The 15,047-nt window shown below is 59.3% G+C and carries 16 protein-coding genes; 4 read left to right on the top strand and 12 right to left on the bottom strand.

The genetic code is table 11. The features are described from left to right. The 12 genes from recO to rpoE form a co-directional block, all read right to left on the bottom strand. A partial coding sequence (recO, locus tag ACRC1E_RS14455; RefSeq protein ID WP_438515802.1) for a DNA repair protein RecO occupies nt 1-408 on the bottom strand: 408 nt, incomplete at its 3' end. Continuing rightward, a complete protein-coding gene (locus ACRC1E_RS14450; protein WP_438515801.1) occupies nt 408-734 on the bottom strand; it encodes an antibiotic biosynthesis monooxygenase family protein in 327 nt (108 codons plus the stop codon). The genes ACRC1E_RS14450 and recO, both read right to left, overlap by 1 nt. Before the next feature lie 2 nt (nt 735-736). Further along, nucleotides 737-1,624: a GTPase Era gene (gene era, locus ACRC1E_RS14445; RefSeq protein ID WP_438515800.1), complete on the bottom strand. Its 888-nt coding sequence runs from the start codon at nt 1,622-1,624 to the stop codon at nt 737-739. Further along, nucleotides 1,621-2,328, bottom strand: a complete 708-nt coding sequence (rnc, locus tag ACRC1E_RS14440) for a ribonuclease III (protein ID WP_438515799.1) — start codon at nt 2,326-2,328, stop codon at nt 1,621-1,623. The genes era and rnc overlap by 4 nt, the downstream gene beginning before the upstream one ends. 3 nt (nt 2,329-2,331) lie before the next feature. Then, nucleotides 2,332-2,706: a DUF4845 domain-containing protein gene (locus ACRC1E_RS14435; protein WP_438515798.1), complete on the bottom strand. Its 375-nt coding sequence runs from the start codon at nt 2,704-2,706 to the stop codon at nt 2,332-2,334. Between the two features lie 154 nt (nt 2,707-2,860). Beyond that, nucleotides 2,861-3,841, bottom strand: coding sequence for a signal peptidase I (lepB, locus tag ACRC1E_RS14430; protein WP_438515797.1), 981 nt, complete (start codon nt 3,839-3,841; stop codon nt 2,861-2,863). Next, nucleotides 3,842-5,635 carry a translation elongation factor 4 gene (lepA, locus tag ACRC1E_RS14425; protein ID WP_438515796.1) on the bottom strand — a complete coding sequence of 598 codons (1,794 nt, stop codon included), beginning with the start codon at nt 5,633-5,635 and terminating at the stop codon, nt 3,842-3,844. 71 nt (nt 5,636-5,706) lie between these two features. Beyond that, complete coding sequence (locus ACRC1E_RS14420; protein ID WP_438515795.1) at nt 5,707-5,958, bottom strand: glutaredoxin family protein; 252 nt, start codon at nt 5,956-5,958, stop codon at nt 5,707-5,709. Between the two features lie 30 nt (nt 5,959-5,988). Then, nucleotides 5,989-6,462 (bottom strand): SoxR reducing system RseC family protein, encoded by a 474-nt coding sequence (locus ACRC1E_RS14415; RefSeq protein WP_438515794.1) that lies wholly within the window; start codon nt 6,460-6,462, stop codon nt 5,989-5,991. Further along, a complete protein-coding gene (locus tag ACRC1E_RS14410) occupies nt 6,459-7,415 on the bottom strand; it encodes a MucB/RseB C-terminal domain-containing protein (RefSeq protein WP_438515792.1) in 957 nt (318 codons plus the stop codon). Before ACRC1E_RS14410 ends, ACRC1E_RS14415 begins: the two co-directional genes overlap by 4 nt. After that, a complete protein-coding gene (locus tag ACRC1E_RS14405; protein ID WP_438515791.1) occupies nt 7,415-7,897 on the bottom strand; it encodes a sigma-E factor negative regulatory protein in 483 nt (160 codons plus the stop codon). Before ACRC1E_RS14405 ends, ACRC1E_RS14410 begins: the two co-directional genes overlap by 1 nt. Before the next feature lie 2 nt (nt 7,898-7,899). Beyond that, nucleotides 7,900-8,499, bottom strand: a complete 600-nt coding sequence (rpoE, locus tag ACRC1E_RS14400) for an RNA polymerase sigma factor RpoE (RefSeq protein ID WP_438515803.1) — start codon at nt 8,497-8,499, stop codon at nt 7,900-7,902. 314 nt (nt 8,500-8,813) lie between these two features. Between rpoE and prpB the strand changes: the two genes are divergently transcribed. The 4 genes from prpB to prpF all read left to right on the top strand — a co-directional run bounded on the left by prpB (nt 8,814) and on the right by prpF (nt 14,896). Next, nucleotides 8,814-9,692, top strand: a complete 879-nt coding sequence (gene prpB / locus ACRC1E_RS14395; protein ID WP_438515790.1) for a methylisocitrate lyase — start codon at nt 8,814-8,816, stop codon at nt 9,690-9,692. Nucleotides 9,693-9,728: 36 nt separating this feature from the next. Further along, nucleotides 9,729-10,874, top strand: coding sequence for a bifunctional 2-methylcitrate synthase/citrate synthase (gene prpC, locus ACRC1E_RS14390; protein WP_438515789.1), 1,146 nt, complete (start codon nt 9,729-9,731; stop codon nt 10,872-10,874). 90 nt (nt 10,875-10,964) lie between these two features. Beyond that, entirely contained in the window at nt 10,965-13,583 is a 2,619-nt protein-coding gene (acnD, locus tag ACRC1E_RS14385; protein ID WP_438515788.1) for a Fe/S-dependent 2-methylisocitrate dehydratase AcnD, read from the top strand. A gap of 119 nt (nt 13,584-13,702) precedes the next feature. After that, complete coding sequence (prpF, locus tag ACRC1E_RS14380; protein WP_438515787.1) at nt 13,703-14,896, top strand: 2-methylaconitate cis-trans isomerase PrpF; 1,194 nt, start codon at nt 13,703-13,705, stop codon at nt 14,894-14,896. Nucleotides 14,897-15,047: the final 151 nt, after the last annotated feature.

The following is a 15,047-nucleotide window of genomic DNA, read 5'->3' as shown; positions in this document are numbered from 1 at the left end:
GCGGCGCAACACCACGCCGTGCGCCTCGCCCGCAGCCAGGCTGCGCACGGCATGATCGTAAGCCGCGATAGTCGCCGGCGACGGGTCTTCACGGGTCGTGAGACGCACCAGTAATTCATTCAGATAAAAACAGCACACCAGCGCCTGGCCGCCGAGCAGACGCACCCCACCCTGCCACTCGGCACGGTGCAGGGTGCGCAGTTCGTTCTTGCCGAACCACGCCAGCGACAAGGGCTGAAACGGCAGCAACAGGCCGCGCAGCTCGGCACGCGGCCTACGGGCACCGCGCGCCACCATGGCCACACGGCCGTAATCGCACGTCAGCACATCCAGCAGCAGACTGGTCTCGCGATAGGCTTGCGCATGCAGGATATAGCCGCTCTGGCGGTCTATCTTGCCCGGCTGCATCAGACCCGCATCCAGTGGTGATCGCGCTTGACGCAGGCCACCCGGGTGAAAAGCTGCGCGTACCAGCACGCGTAACCCTCGGCCTGTGCCAGCCGGTGACGGCCTTCGGCCTTCCACGCCACAACCGCGTCTTCACTAGCCCAGTACGACACAGTGATGCCGAAGCCGTCATCCCCGCGCACGCTCTCGACACCGAGATAGCCCGGCTGCCCTGCCGCCAGCGCCAGCATGGCATCGGCCATGTCGCCATAGCCGTCATCCTGCGCCGTGCGCTGACTGGAGAAGATCACCGCCCAGTAAGGCGGTTCTGGAGTGCGCGCAAACATGATTACAGGCCGAATTCCTTAAGGAAACGCACATCGTCGGCCCAGCCGGACTTCACCTTGACCCAGACTTCGAGATAGACCTTGGTATCGAACAGCGCTTCCATATCCAGACGCGCCTCGGTCGAGATCTTTTTCAGCTTCTCGCCGCCCTTGCCGATCACGATGGGTTTCTGCCCTTCCTTGTCGACCAGGATGGCAATATGGATGCGGTACAGCGCCCCATCCACCTCGAACTGCTCGACTTCGACGTTCATCGAATACGGCAGCTCCTCGCCCAGATAGCGGAACAGTTTCTCGCGCACGATCTCGGCGGCGAGGAAGCGCTGGCTCTTGTCGGTGATCATGTCTTCCGGATACAGCGGCACCGATTCCGGCAGATAAGGCGCAATCTTTTCCAGCAGTTCGGCAATGCGCTGGCCATGTTTGGCGCTGACGACTTCGGCATCGACAAACGGGAACTCGGCGCGCACATCGTCGATGAAGTTGGCCAGCTCAAGCTTGTCCTTGGCCTTGTCCACCTTGTTGACCACCAGCATGACCGGGATATGCTTCGGCAGCAGCGCCATCACTTCACGGTCGGCCGGCGTAAAACGCTTGGCTTCCAGCACGAACATCACGCAATCGACGCTACCCAGCGTGTCCTTGACACTCTTGTTCAGCGTCTCGTTGAGTGCGCCGCCGTGAAAAGTCTGAAAGCCCGGCGTATCAACGAACACGAACTGGCTGTGATCACTGGTGTGAATGCCGGTGACACGATGGCGCGTGGTTTGCGCCTTTTTGGAGGTGATGCTGATCTTCTGGCCTATCAAGTGGTTCATCAGCGTCGATTTGCCCACATTGGGGCGGCCGACGATGGCCACAAAGCCGCAGCGATAAGAGGTTTCGGTCATTTTTTGCCTAGTTTGAATTTTTCGTCCAGCAGCAATAGCGCCACTTCGGCAGCCTGCTGCTCGGCCATGCGCCGGCTATTGCCTTCACCACTGGTATCGATACCCAGATCACCCAGCTCGCATGCCACCTTGAAATGCTGCTCGTGTGCCTCACCAAGTTGACTCAGGATGCGGTATTTCGGCAGCGGGTATTTGCGCGCCTGCAGTGCTTCCTGCAAGCGTGTCTTGGCGTCCTTGGCATGGCGGGTCGGATCGATAGCCTCGACCCGGGCACGATACAGATGGCGCACCACCCCTTCGGCGGCGGCAAAGTCGGCATCGAAACTGACAGCAGCAAAGGTCGCTTCCAGCGCGTCGGCCAGAATCGACGGACGGTTAAAGCCACCGCTCTTGAGCTCGCCCTCGCCCAGATACAGCTCGTCACCCAGCTTAAGCACCAAAGCCAGCTCGGACAGCGTCTGCTGATTAACCAGATTGGCGCGAAGACGCGACAGCTCGCCTTCAGTCAGCTGCGGGAAGCGGTCATACAGCATGCGGGCAACGGTATAGTTGAGGATGCTGTCACCGACAAACTCGAGCCGCTCGTTGTTCGGGGTGCCGTAACTGCGGTGCGTCAACGCCTGACGCAGCCACTCGGGACGGTTAAAACGGTAGCCTAATGCCTCGCAGAGGCGGCGAAATTGGATATCTTTATGTTGGGTCACGGCTTAGGGTTGCATACCGGCCGTCTGGCCGGCGTGAATGTTGAAATCGAAAAGCAGGCTCATGTTCGAGACCATCGGCACTTCACGGCGCCATGAGACGGCAATCACCGGCGACTGGCCAACCGGCGCACTGATCAAAAGGTCGCGCGAGCTGATGGAGGTAATGTCGTTCACACCAGCGCGGCGCGCAAACTCCTGGCGCAGCCCGAACTCGCCTTCTGAATTCGGCGACTTAGCCATGTCATCCAAGGCATTTTTGATCTCGAAATACTCGGCATAGACCGGAACGACCCGGAAAAACCCCAGTATCAGCGCTCCCGCCAGCAGCATCGTCATCAATAGTGATATCGCAGACAAACCGCGTTCCCGAGTACGCATACGCCCTGCTCCTGTATGGTTGCGCCGTCCAAACAGACGGCAATAGACTGCATTCTAAACCCGCCGGCACTCACGGCCAAAGCGGATACGGTAAAAAACATAATCCCCGCAGCAAACAAGCATGCGGGGACCGGGCAATACTCGGGCATCAGAATCAGCTTATTTTCATACCGACACGCGAGAAGTCGCCAAAATTCATCCAGATCAAAAAGGCCTTGCCCACCAGCAGTTCATCCGCCACAAAACCCCAGTAGCGGCCATCCAGACTATTGTCACGGTTGTCGCCCAGCATGAAGTAGTGGCCTGCCGGCACTTTGCACACAAAACCGTCTTCAGCATACTGGCAGTTGTCGCGGTACGGGAAGTCGCGCACCTGTGCCGGATCATAGGCTGGCGCTTGCGGAATCTTCAGTACCTTGTAGCTTTTGGCCTCGGGCTCGGACGGCAGGGTTTCGCGGTACTGGTCGTTGCGTATCATCGCCAGCCCCTGCTCCAGATAGTCGTAGCTGCCATCGGCCACATCCGGTATCGGTTTGCCATTGATGCTCAGGCTCTTGTTACGGTACTCGACCGTATCCCCCGGCAAACCGACCACCCGTTTGATGTAGTCGACACGCGGATTGGGCGGGAAGTTGAATACCGCCACATCACCACGCGCCACCTTGTCCATCGGCACCACGACCTTGTTCAACACCGGCACGCGGATGCCATAGGTAAACTTGTTGACCAGAATGAAGTCGCCAACAATCAGCCCCGGACGCATCGAGCTACTGGGGATCTGGAACGGCTCTGCAATAAACGAGCGCAACAGGAAGACCACCAGAATGATGGGGAAAAAGCCCTTGGCATTATCGACGACATGGCCGGGCTCTTCACCCGGCGCACGACGCCCGGCCAGATAGAAGCGGTCCAGCGCCCAGCCAAAGCCGGTCACCAGCACGATCACCAGCATCACGGCCGAAAAACTCATCCAGCTTGAAAGCACGCCAAACACACCAACCAGCAGGGCGATATAGCCCCACTGCACGGTAGCCGGCCACTCTTTGGCGCCTGCTTCCTTCTTGCCGGCCGACGCGATCAGCGCAATGCCGATCAGCGCCGCAACGACAAACACCCAGAACAGATTCCCGCTCACTTATTTATCCCCTACTTGCAAGATGGCGAGGAAGGCTTCCTGTGGAATCTCCACATTGCCGACCTGTTTCATGCGGCGCTTACCGGCTTTCTGCTTTTCCAGCAGCTTCTTTTTACGGGTGATGTCGCCGCCGTAGCACTTGGCCAGTACGTTCTTGCGCAATGCCTTGATGGTTTCACGCGCGATAATGTGCGCACCGATAGCCGCCTGCACCGCAATGTCGAACATCTGGCGCGGGATCAGTTCACGCATCTTGGCCGCCACCGCACGACCGCGGAATTGTGCGCTCTGACGGTGCACGATCAGCGACAATGCATCGACCTTCTCGCTATTGACCAGAATATCCAGCTTAACGAGATCCGCGGCCTGATATTCCTTGAAGTCGTAATCCAGCGAAGCGTAGCCTCGACTGGTGGACTTGAGCTTGTCGAAGAAGTCCATCACCACTTCGTTCATCGGCATATCGTAGGTCAGCATCACCTGACGGCCCAGATACTGCATATTGCGCTGCACGCCACGCTTGCCGTTACACAGCGTCATCACTGCACCTACATATTCCTGAGGCATCAGGATGTGGGCGGTAATGATGGGCTCGCGAATCTCCTCGACCTTGGCCGGTTCCGGCAGTTTGGACGGGTTCTCCACATGAATGACTTCGCCGTCTTTCATCAGTAGCTCGTACACCACGGTCGGCGCGGTGGTGATCAGGTCCATGTCGAACTCGCGTTCGAGGCGTTCCTGTACGATCTCCAGATGCAACAGGCCCAGGAAGCCGCAACGGAAACCGAAGCCCAGCGCCTGCGACACTTCAGGCTCGTAACGCAGCGACGCGTCATTCAGCTGCAACTTTTCCAGCGCATCGCGCAGATTGTCGTAGTCGTGGCTCTCTACCGGATACAGACCGGCAAACACCTGTGACTGCACTTCCTTGAAGCCCGGCAGTGCTTCGCTGGCCGGATGCTTCATCAGCGTAATGGTGTCACCCACCTTGGCCGACTTGATGTCCTTGATGCCGGCAATAATAAAGCCCACTTCACCGGCTCTGAGTTCGGTGCGCTGCAAGGCTTTAGGCGTAAATACGCCGACCTGTTCGCACAGGTGCTCGGCACCGGTCGCCATGAATTTGATTTTATCTTTAGGACGGATCACGCCATCCTTGACCCGCACCAGCATCACCACACCGACGTAATTATCAAACCACGAGTCGATGATCAGCGCCTTAAGCGGTGCATCCACATCACCCACCGGTGGCGGAATCTTGACAATCAGCATCTCAAGAATATCCTCGATGCCGATGCCGGATTTGGCCGAAGCACGCACCGCATCGGTCGCCTCGATGCCGATAATGTCTTCTATTTCCTGCGCCACACGCTCGGGCTCGGCCGCAGGCAGGTCGATCTTGTTCAGCACCGGCACGACTTCGACGCCAAGGTCGATAGCGGTGTAGCAGTTGGCTACGGTCTGGGCTTCTACGCCTTGCGAGGCATCAACCACCAGCAGCGCACCCTCGCACGCCGACAGCGAGCGCGACACTTCATAACTGAAATCGACGTGCCCCGGGGTGTCGATCAGGTTGAGGTTATAAACCTCGCCATTTCGCGCCTTGTAGTGCAAGGCGGCAGTTTGCGCCTTGATGGTGATGCCGCGCTCTTTCTCGATATCCATCGAGTCGAGCACCTGCGCACTCATTTCGCGCAGCTCCAGGCCACCACAGAATTGGATAAAGCGGTCGGCCAGGGTGGATTTACCGTGGTCGATATGGGCAATGATAGAAAAATTGCGTATGTGTTTCATCAGGCTCGCAGACAACAAAAAGACGAGGGCACGTACAGTCCCCTCGTACTGGTCTCAATTAGTGCGCGATTCTAGCGGATTTCGCCGGCATGTGCAGCCAAACGTTCTGCCAGCACCGCCTCGTTCAAATGCCAGTGACAGATCTCGCCCTCTTCATCCAGCAACACCGGCACCAACTCGTTGTACTTTTCTTCCAGCACCGGATCGCTATCGACGTCGACAATATCAAGCGTAAAACCGTAGCGCGCCTGCCATGGTGCGAGCGCATCGCGCATGGCATGGCACAGACTGCAATAGTCACGAAACATCAAGGTCAACTTCATGCTTTTCTCTTTAATCAGCGCGTACTGTCATCATTTTTTCGAACGGCATGCAGAAGGCACGGCGACAGTAATGGCATCCGCAGGCACAATGTGCGCAATCTGCGGCTGAAACCGCTGATCAGCCGACAGGCGCTGCGCCCGCTGGCGCACCAACAGCAAACTAGCCAGCAAACCGGCAATACCGGCGAGCGCCGATGGCAATTCACCAAAGAGAGCGCCGATGGCTGCTCCGGCAAATAAAGCCAGCAGCGGTAGCACATACATCAGCATCACGCTAAGCCGCAAACTGCGCTCTGGAACCGCAACCACAACCCGATCGCCAACACGGGCACCCAAGGCGTCCAGCACCCGAAAAACGGGTTCACGACCGGTAAACAGCCGGGCAATACTGACCGAACGGCAGCCTCCCCCTGCATCACACTGCCCACAGGGCGTATGCGGCCGGGGCTCTACCCATGCGGCACCCTGCTCTACGCGCAACACCCGCGCTTCGGTTTCTATCATGATTTTTTGCCGATACGGATATGGCGGGCGATAGCCAGCAAACCGGCCTCAGGCAAATCGCCAACCAGTGTCAGCCTATATTCGCCCTCGTCGTCCGTCACCACCGAGATGGGGCCGTGCGTCAACGCAGGGGCAGGCCGGGCACCGCGGGCATGCTCGACAAACAGCGAGAACATGACGAGGCCATCGCTATATACCAGATGACGCGCCGGCTCTGCACCATCCGCGCCCGGCATTTTACGGATCACTTCACGTAACAGGTGAAAACCTTTTGGAATACCCTTGATATCCAGCGACTCATTCTGGGCCACCATTTCGGCAGGCACGGCGGCAGACTTGGAACTCAACTTGTATGTTGGCCGCACACTGACCTTTTCATTTGGCGCACGGTAATCCAGATCAATAAAACTGAATGCCTCGACCATCTCTTGACGCGAATCCAGCGTAAGCAGCTTGAGCGGCAGCTTGCTTGCCTTGTCTATGCACACGCGCTGCACATAACGCTGCTCGCTTTCCAACGGTTTTAGCTGCAACCACAAGCACTCACGCGACGCCACCCTATCCGGCCCCAGACGGCTCAAGGCATAACTATCGGCCAAACCCGCCGCGTTTTCGGGGAAAATGGCAGGGAACAGCTTGGCACTGCTGATTTTCGCCGCCATCAAAGAGCGGGCATCGGGTGCGGCGCTAATCAGCACCTCGCCATGACGGATAATCTCGCGTGGCAAACCATCCAGCGAATGACGCCGCTCCCTGATTTGCCCTTTGGACACCACACGCTGGATACGGAAGGTCTCGGAAGCGCTACCTATCTGGTGCAAATAGCTGCCGGCCAAGGTCTGGCTCCGTCCAGCCTGCGCCACTTTATCCAGCAAGGCCCAGTCATCAACCGCACTCGCCTGCACACCGGACGCCAGCAGAATACCCCACAGTACAAAAAGCCTGGATGACATCAATGCGCCACCTTTGTCCCGGCTGCGCCATAAGCAACCCGTTTAAGGCCGCTATCAATATCGCCCGCCATCTCCTGATGGGCCAGCAAATAGGGCGCGTCCACCGCATCGACCGGGCTGAACACCTGTATTTCGGTCGCCTTTGCAACTACCAGCGGTGGTTCGTTCTGCTGCCAGCCCACCCAACCTACCGCTGCCGCAAACGCCATGGATGCAGCCATCGCATAATGGCGCATCTTGAGCGCAGGCTTATGCCAGTGGCCACGCGGTGCCAATACGGTCGGCTCTGCGACCAGCGCGGCGCCGACTTCGTGCCGCACATCCAGCGTCAACGCCGGGCCGTCACGCATGGCTTCGCCAATCAGGTGATACATATCCCAGCTATCCTTCAGTGCGGCATCCTGCTGTATCTCGTCAATGGCACGCTGACCAGCCATATCATCAAGCTCGCCATCCATCAGCGCAGAGAGATTTTCTTTCATAACTACCACCTCTTGTCTTTTGCCGTATCCAGTAGCGGTCGCAACTGGGTAGCGATCGCTTCCCGTGCACGAAATATTCTCGATCTCACCGTACCGATCGGACAATTCATCACTTGGGCAATTTCCTCATAGCTGAGGCCGTCCATTTCACGCAGGGTAATGGCCGTACGCAGATCCTCGGGCAGGACACTCACCGCCTGATTGACCGTCTCCACGATCTGGCGGTTCATCATTTCCGTTTCAGGCGTGTGATAGTCAGGCACCTGAGCGCTCAGGTCATAAACCTCACCGTCTTCATCTTCGGCCCCAGCCTTGAACACCGGTCTTCGACCATTGGCGCTGAGAAAGTTCTTGGCCGTATTGATGCCGATGCGGTAAAGCCAAGTATAAAAAGCACTTTCACCGCGAAATGAAGGCAATGCCCGGTACGCTTTGATAAACGCTTCCTGCGTCACATCCTCGATATCCGCGCTGTCCTTGATAAACCGGGACAACAAGCGACCCAAACGCCGCTGATATTTGGAAACCAGCAAATCGAAGGCCCGCTTTTCCCCACGCTGGACACGCTCCACCAGTTGCTGATCGAGTTCCCGATCACTCATTTTCTTGTAAAGCCCCCTGATTTGCTCCATGCCTTTTTGCATTTTTTTTGGAGGCTGATGTTGTGACTTGCATGTCTTGTATAAGTTCTTGCAGTAAGAGGCATTCACCTTAACAGACGCTGCTGCAAAGCAAAACCGGCACACGACCAGACAAAGCGGGCTCTCTTGCGGCGCACGGCAACGACAATGCAGGCAATTTCGCCACACTTCAGCGCATAAATATGCTGATAGAGAAAAATTTGTAAGCCTGCCGTTTTGTTTTTACCAAGCACTTGCTAGAATTAAGAGCAATCACTCAGCCCAAGGATGTTCAGATGCACACACCAGGTCAACGTTTCCGCCTTGCCGTCGAGCAGGAAAAGCCGCTACAGGTTGTCGGCGCGGTCAATGCCTATTTTGCCCGTCTGGCCGAACATTCCGGCTTCAAGGCGCTGTATTTGTCCGGCGGTGGAGTCGCAGCCTGCTCATGCGGCATTCCCGATCTTGGCATTACCACGCTGGAAGACGTACTGATCGATGTGCGCCGCATTACCGACGTCACCGAGCTGCCGCTACTGGTCGACATTGATACCGGCTGGGGCGGTGCCTTCAATATCGCCCGCGCAGTACGCAGTCTGGAAAAAGCCGGTGCGGCCGCCGTCCACATCGAGGATCAGGTCCAGCAAAAACGCTGCGGCCACCGCCCGAACAAGGCCATCGTCAGCAAGGACGAGATGGTTGACCGCGTCAAGGCTGCGGCCGATGCACGCAAAGGCGACATGGTGATCATGGCGCGTACCGACGCGCTGGCAGTCGAAGGACTGGAAGCCGCCATCGAGCGCGCCATCGCCTGCGTCGAGGCCGGCGCCGACATGATTTTCCCTGAAGCGATCACCGACCTTGCCATGTACAAGCAATTCGCCGAAGCGGTGAAAGTGCCGGTACTGGCCAATATCACCGAATTTGGTGCCACCCCGCTTTACACCACCGAAGAGTTGGGCAAGAACGGCGTGTCGCTGGTGCTCTATCCGCTATCGACCTTCCGCGCCGCCTCCAAAGCGGCACTGAATGTTTATCAGGCACTACGCCGCGACGGCACGCAGGCACATGTGGTCGACACCATGCAGACCCGCATGGATCTGTACGAGCACCTGGGCTACCACGATTACGAACAAAAACTGGACGCTCTGTTTCAACAGGAAAAAAACCAATAAGCCGCGTCCGCACTGCTATCTGCAAAGGAGAAAGACATGACTGAAGTAGTAATCGGTAAACCGAAAAAATCCGTCGCCCTGTCCGGCGTCGCCGCCGGCAATACCGCACTGTGCACCGTCGGTCGCACCGGCAACGATCTGAGCTATCGCGGCTACGACATCCTAGACATCGCCGACCGTTGCGAATTCGAGGAAGTCGCCTACCTGCTGGTACACGGCAAGCTGCCCAATATCGCCGAGCTTACCGGCTACAAGGCCAAGCTCAAGGCACTACGCGGCCTGCCCGCTGCCGTCACGACCGTACTTGAGGCGCTACCGGCCTCGGCCCACCCGATGGACGTGATGCGCACCGGCGTATCGGCACTGGGCTGCACCCTACCCGAAAAGGACGACCATAATATCGCCGGCGCGCGCGATATTGCCGACCGTCTGATGGCCAGTTTCGGCTCGATGCTGCTTTACTGGTACCACTTCAGCCACAACGGCAAACGCATTGATGTTCAAACCGACGACGACTCGATCGGCGGCCACTTCCTGCACCTGTTGCACGGTGAAAAGCCGTCCGAGCTGTGGGTCAAGGCGATGCACACCTCGCTGATCCTGTACGCCGAACACGAATTCAATGCCAGCACCTTTGCCGGTCGCGTGATCGCCGGCACCGGCTCCGACATGTACTCGGCCATTACCGGTGCCATCGGTGCACTGCGCGGCCCCAAGCATGGCGGCGCCAACGAGGTGGCGTTCGAAATCCAGAAGCGTTACGACACGCCGGACGAAGCGGAAAACGACATCAAGGCCCGCGTCGAGAAGAAGGAAGTGGTCATCGGCTTCGGCCACCCGGTCTACACCATTTCCGACCCGCGCAATGTGGTCATCAAGGAAGTGGCCCAAAGCCTGTCGATCTCGGCCGGTGACAGCAAGATGTTCGACATTGCCGAACGCCTTGAGACCGTAATGTGGGACATCAAAAAGATGTTCCCCAATCTCGACTGGTTTTCCGCCGTGTCCTACCACATGATGGGTGTGCCGACCGCGATGTTCACCCCGCTGTTCGTGATTGCGCGTACCTCGGGCTGGAGCGCGCACGTGATCGAGCAGCGCATAGACGGCAAAATCATTCGTCCTTCGGCCAACTACACGGGTCCGGACGATCAGGTTTTTGTGCCGCTGGCCCAGCGCTGATTAAAGGCCGGAAGTGGCGCGGGGCAAACGGAAACGCCTATCCGGAGCACGCGCCATTTCCACCTACTCACTTTATTGATTCCTGACGCCATGAATACTACACACCGCAAACCGCTGGCCGGCACCACCCTGAACTATTTCGACACCCGCACGGCGGTCGATGCCATCCAGAGCGGCGCCTACGACAAGCTGCCCTACACTTCGCGCGTGCTGGCCGAAAACCTGGTACGCCGCTGCGACCCTGCCGAGCTCACGGCTGCCCTCACTCAGCTGATAGAGCGGCGTCAGGATCTGGATTTCCCATGGTACCCGGCGCGCGTAGTCTGCCACGACATCCTCGGGCAGACCGCGCTAGTCGACCTCGCCGGCCTGCGTGATGCGATCGCCGAACAGGGCGGCGACCCGTCGCTGGTAAACCCGGTGGTACCGACCCAACTGATCGTCGACCACTCACTGGCCGTCGAGTGCGGCGGCTTCGACCCGGATGCCTTCCAGAAAAACCGTGTTATCGAAGACCGCCGCAACGAAGACCGCTTCCACTTTATCGACTGGACCCGCACCGCATTCAAGAACGTGGACGTGATTCCGGCCGGCAACGGCATCATGCACCAGATCAATCTGGAGAAAATGTCGCCGGTCATCCAGGTGCGTGACGGCATAGCCTTCCCCGACACCTGCGTCGGCACCGACAGCCACACCCCGCACGTGGACGCACTGGGCGTCATCGCCATCGGCGTCGGCGGCCTTGAAGCCGAAACGGTAATGCTGGGCCGCGCCTCGATGATGCGCCTGCCCGACATCGTCGGTGTCAAGCTCACCGGCCGTCGCCCACGCGGCATCACCGCCACCGATATCGTACTGGCGCTGACCGAGTTTTTGCGCCGCGAACGCGTGGTCTCGGCCTGGCTGGAATTCTTCGGTGAAGGCGCAAACAGCCTGTCCATCGGCGACAGAGCGACCATCTCCAATATGTGTCCGGAATACGGCGCCACGGCGGCGATGTTCTATATCGATGCGCAGACCATCAGCTATCTCAAGCTGACCGGGCGCGAGCCCGAGCAGGTGGCGCTAGTGGAAAACTATGCCCGCACCACAGGCCTGTGGGCCGACAGCCTTGAAACAGCCGAGTACGGCCGCGTACTGGAGTTCGATCTCTCGACCGTGGTGCGCAATATGGCCGGCCCGTCCAACCCGCACCGCCGCCTGCCAACCTCGGCGCTTGCCGAGCGCGGAATTGCGGATGAGACCAAACTCGCGGCCGCCCGTATCGAAGAAGCGCAGGGGCTGATGCCGGACGGCGCGGTCATCATCGCCGCCATCACCAGCTGCACCAACACCAGCAACCCGCGCAACGTCGTGGCTGCCGGCCTCTTGGCCAAGAAGGCCAATCAGCTGGGCCTCGTGCGCAAGCCGTGGGTCAAGTCCTCGTTCGCACCGGGCTCCAAAGTGGCCGAACTGTACCTGAAAGAAGCCGGCCTGCTGCATGATCTGGAAAAGCTGGGCTTCGGCATCGTGGCCTTTGCCTGCACCACCTGCAACGGCATGTCCGGCGCGCTGGACCCGAAAATCCAGCAGGAAATCATAGACCGCGACCTGTATACGACGGCAGTGTTATCGGGCAACCGCAACTTCGACGGCCGCATCCATCCCTACGCCAAGCAGGCCTTCCTCGCCTCGCCGCCTTTGGTCGTGGCCTACGCCATCGCCGGCACCATGCACTTTGATATTGAAAAGGATGTACTGGGCGTGGTCGACGGTCGCGAGATCCGTCTGGCCGATATCTGGCCTAGCGACGAAGAGATCGACACCATCGTTGCCGCCAGCGTCAAGCCGGAGCAGTTCCGCCAGGTGTACATCCCGATGTTCGATCTGGGCACCGTCACCGAAGCCGATAGCCCGCTGTATGACTGGCGCCCAGAAAGCACCTATATCCGCCGTCCGCCCTACTGGGAAGGCGCGCTGGCCGGCGCACGTACCCTCAAGGGCATGCGCCCGCTGGCGGTATTGCCGGACAACATCACCACCGACCACCTGTCGCCCTCCAACGCCATCATGCTGGATAGCGCCGCCGGTGAGTATCTGGCCAAAATGGGCCTGCCCGAGGAGGACTTCAACTCCTACGCCACCCATCGCGGCGACCACCTGACCGCGCAGCGCGCGACTTTCGCCAATCCCAAGCTATTCAACGAGATGGTGAAAAACGCAGACGGTACGGTCAGGCAGGGATCGCTCGCCCGCATCGAGCCTGAGGGCAAGGTCACCCGCATGTGGGAAGCGATCGAGACCTATATGGCGCGCAAACAGCCCTTGATCATCGTCGCCGGCGCCGACTACGGCCAGGGCAGCTCGCGTGACTGGGCGGCCAAGGGCGTGCGCCTGGCCGGGGTCGAGGCCATCGTCGCCGAAGGCTTCGAGCGTATTCACCGCACCAACCTGGTCGGCATGGGCGTGCTGCCGCTGGAATTCAAGCCCGGTGTCAACCGCCTGACGCTGAAGCTCGATGGCAGCGAGACCTATGACGTGATCGGCGACTTCAAGCCGCGCGCCACGCTGACGCTGGTGATCGCGCGCAAGGATGGCGCATGCCTGGAAGTGCCGGTTACCTGCCGTCTGGATACCGCCGAGGAAGTGTCCATCTACGAGGCCGGCGGTGTACTGCAGCGCTTCGCGCAGGACTTCCTCGAGTCGGGCACCGGCGCTGCGGCCTGACCCACTTATCGCAGACCGGGGTGGTTGACACCGCATCATGGCGTAAACCACCGCCACCGCTACTCAGGGAGGGTGACGGCCTGCGGCCTGCCCTCCCCACTACCTTCAGGATTGCATTCATGGCCTACCTTCCCCAGATACGCATTCCCGCCACGTATATGCGCGGCGGCACCAGCAAGGGCGTCCTTTTTCGGCTGCAAGATCTGCCAGAAGCTGCACAGCAGCCGGGAACAGCACGCGACGCGCTGATGCTGCGCGTAATCGGCAGCCCCGACCCCTACGGTAAGCAGATAGACGGCATGGGCGGCGCCACCTCCAGCACCAGCAAGACCGCCATTATCAGCAAGAGCTGCCGTGACGGACACGACGTCGACTACCTGTTCGGTCAGGTCTCCATAGACCAGGCCTTCGTCGACTGGAGCGGCAACTGCGGCAATCTGACCGCCGCCGTCGGTGCCTTCGCCATTGCCGGCGGGCTGGTAGACGCCGTACGCATCCCCGAAAGCGGCATCTGCACCGTGCGCATCTGGCAGGCAAACATCGGCAAGACCATCATCGCCCACGTGCCGATCAGCGCCGGCGAAGTGCAGGAAAGCGGCGACTTCGAGCTTGATGGCGTCACCTTCCCGGCGGCCGAAGTCGCGATCGAGTTTCTCGATCCGGCCGCCGACGCGGATGGCGATGGTGGCGGCGCGATGTTCCCGACCGGCAAACTGGTCGACGAACTGGAGGTGCCCGGTGTCGGCACTTTCAAGGCGACCATGATCAACGCCGGCATTCCCACCGTATTCGTCAATGCGGCCGACATCGGCTACTGCGGCACCGAGTTACAGGATGCGATCAATGGCGACGCTGCCGCGCTAAACCGCTTCGAAACCATACGCGCCTATGGTGCGCTGGCAATGGGGCTGATTCAGGATGTGGATGAAGCCGGCAAACGCCAGCACACGCCCAAGATCGCCTTTGTCGCACCACCGGCCGCTTATGTGTCGTCCAGCGGCAAGACCATACACGCCGCCGACATTGATCTCTTGGTGCGGGCACTGTCTATGGGCAAGTTACACCACGCGATGATGGGCACCTGTGCGGTGGCCATCGGTACCGCGGCGGCCATTCCCGGCACGCTGGTCAATCTTGCCGCTGGCGGTGGCGAAAAAAACGCGGTGCGCTTCGGCCACCCATCAGGCACTTTGCGCGTTGGCGCCGAGGCGCAACAGCTAAACGGCCAATGGACCGTGACCAAGGCGGTCATGAGCCGCAGTGCTCGCGTACTGATGGAAGGCTGGGTACGCGTGCCGCATGACCCCAGCTAAACGAGTCGATCATCCGGGCAGCCATACGGGCCACGTCCAGAAAAACAACAAACCCCCGGCCCTATGGCCGGGGGTTTTTGCTGCACATGCCCTGTAATAAGCACTTATCGATCGGCGCTCACATTAAATATCTATATTGCCATTAATAAAA

Origin of the sequence: Craterilacuibacter sp. (genome assembly GCF_051659485.1) — a bacterium.
In the GTDB taxonomy this organism is placed as follows: domain Bacteria; phylum Pseudomonadota; class Gammaproteobacteria; order Burkholderiales; family Chromobacteriaceae; genus Craterilacuibacter.
Note: the sequence above shows the minus strand (reverse complement) of the source record. Positions and strands in the feature narration are given on the sequence as shown.

Coding starts and splice junctions, on each gene's coding strand:
- prpB (WP_438515790.1), top strand. CDS start 8,814: ATGCACACACCAGGTCAACGTTTCCGCCTTGCCGTCGAGCAGGAAAAG.
- rpoE (WP_438515803.1), bottom strand. CDS start 8,499: ATGAGTGATCGGGAACTCGATCAGCAACTGGTGGAGCGTGTCCAGCGT.
- prpF (WP_438515787.1), top strand. CDS start 13,703: ATGGCCTACCTTCCCCAGATACGCATTCCCGCCACGTATATGCGCGGC.
- ACRC1E_RS14435 (WP_438515798.1), bottom strand. CDS start 2,706: ATGCGTACTCGGGAACGCGGTTTGTCTGCGATATCACTATTGATGACG.
- ACRC1E_RS14415 (WP_438515794.1), bottom strand. CDS start 6,462: ATGATAGAAACCGAAGCGCGGGTGTTGCGCGTAGAGCAGGGTGCCGCA.
- ACRC1E_RS14405 (WP_438515791.1), bottom strand. CDS start 7,897: ATGAAAGAAAATCTCTCTGCGCTGATGGATGGCGAGCTTGATGATATG.
- ACRC1E_RS14420 (WP_438515795.1), bottom strand. CDS start 5,958: ATGAAGTTGACCTTGATGTTTCGTGACTATTGCAGTCTGTGCCATGCC.
- lepA (WP_438515796.1), bottom strand. CDS start 5,635: ATGAAACACATACGCAATTTTTCTATCATTGCCCATATCGACCACGGT.
- ACRC1E_RS14410 (WP_438515792.1), bottom strand. CDS start 7,415: ATGTCATCCAGGCTTTTTGTACTGTGGGGTATTCTGCTGGCGTCCGGT.
- ACRC1E_RS14450 (WP_438515801.1), bottom strand. CDS start 734: ATGTTTGCGCGCACTCCAGAACCGCCTTACTGGGCGGTGATCTTCTCC.
- acnD (WP_438515788.1), top strand. CDS start 10,965: ATGAATACTACACACCGCAAACCGCTGGCCGGCACCACCCTGAACTAT.
- era (WP_438515800.1), bottom strand. CDS start 1,624: ATGACCGAAACCTCTTATCGCTGCGGCTTTGTGGCCATCGTCGGCCGC.
- prpC (WP_438515789.1), top strand. CDS start 9,729: ATGACTGAAGTAGTAATCGGTAAACCGAAAAAATCCGTCGCCCTGTCC.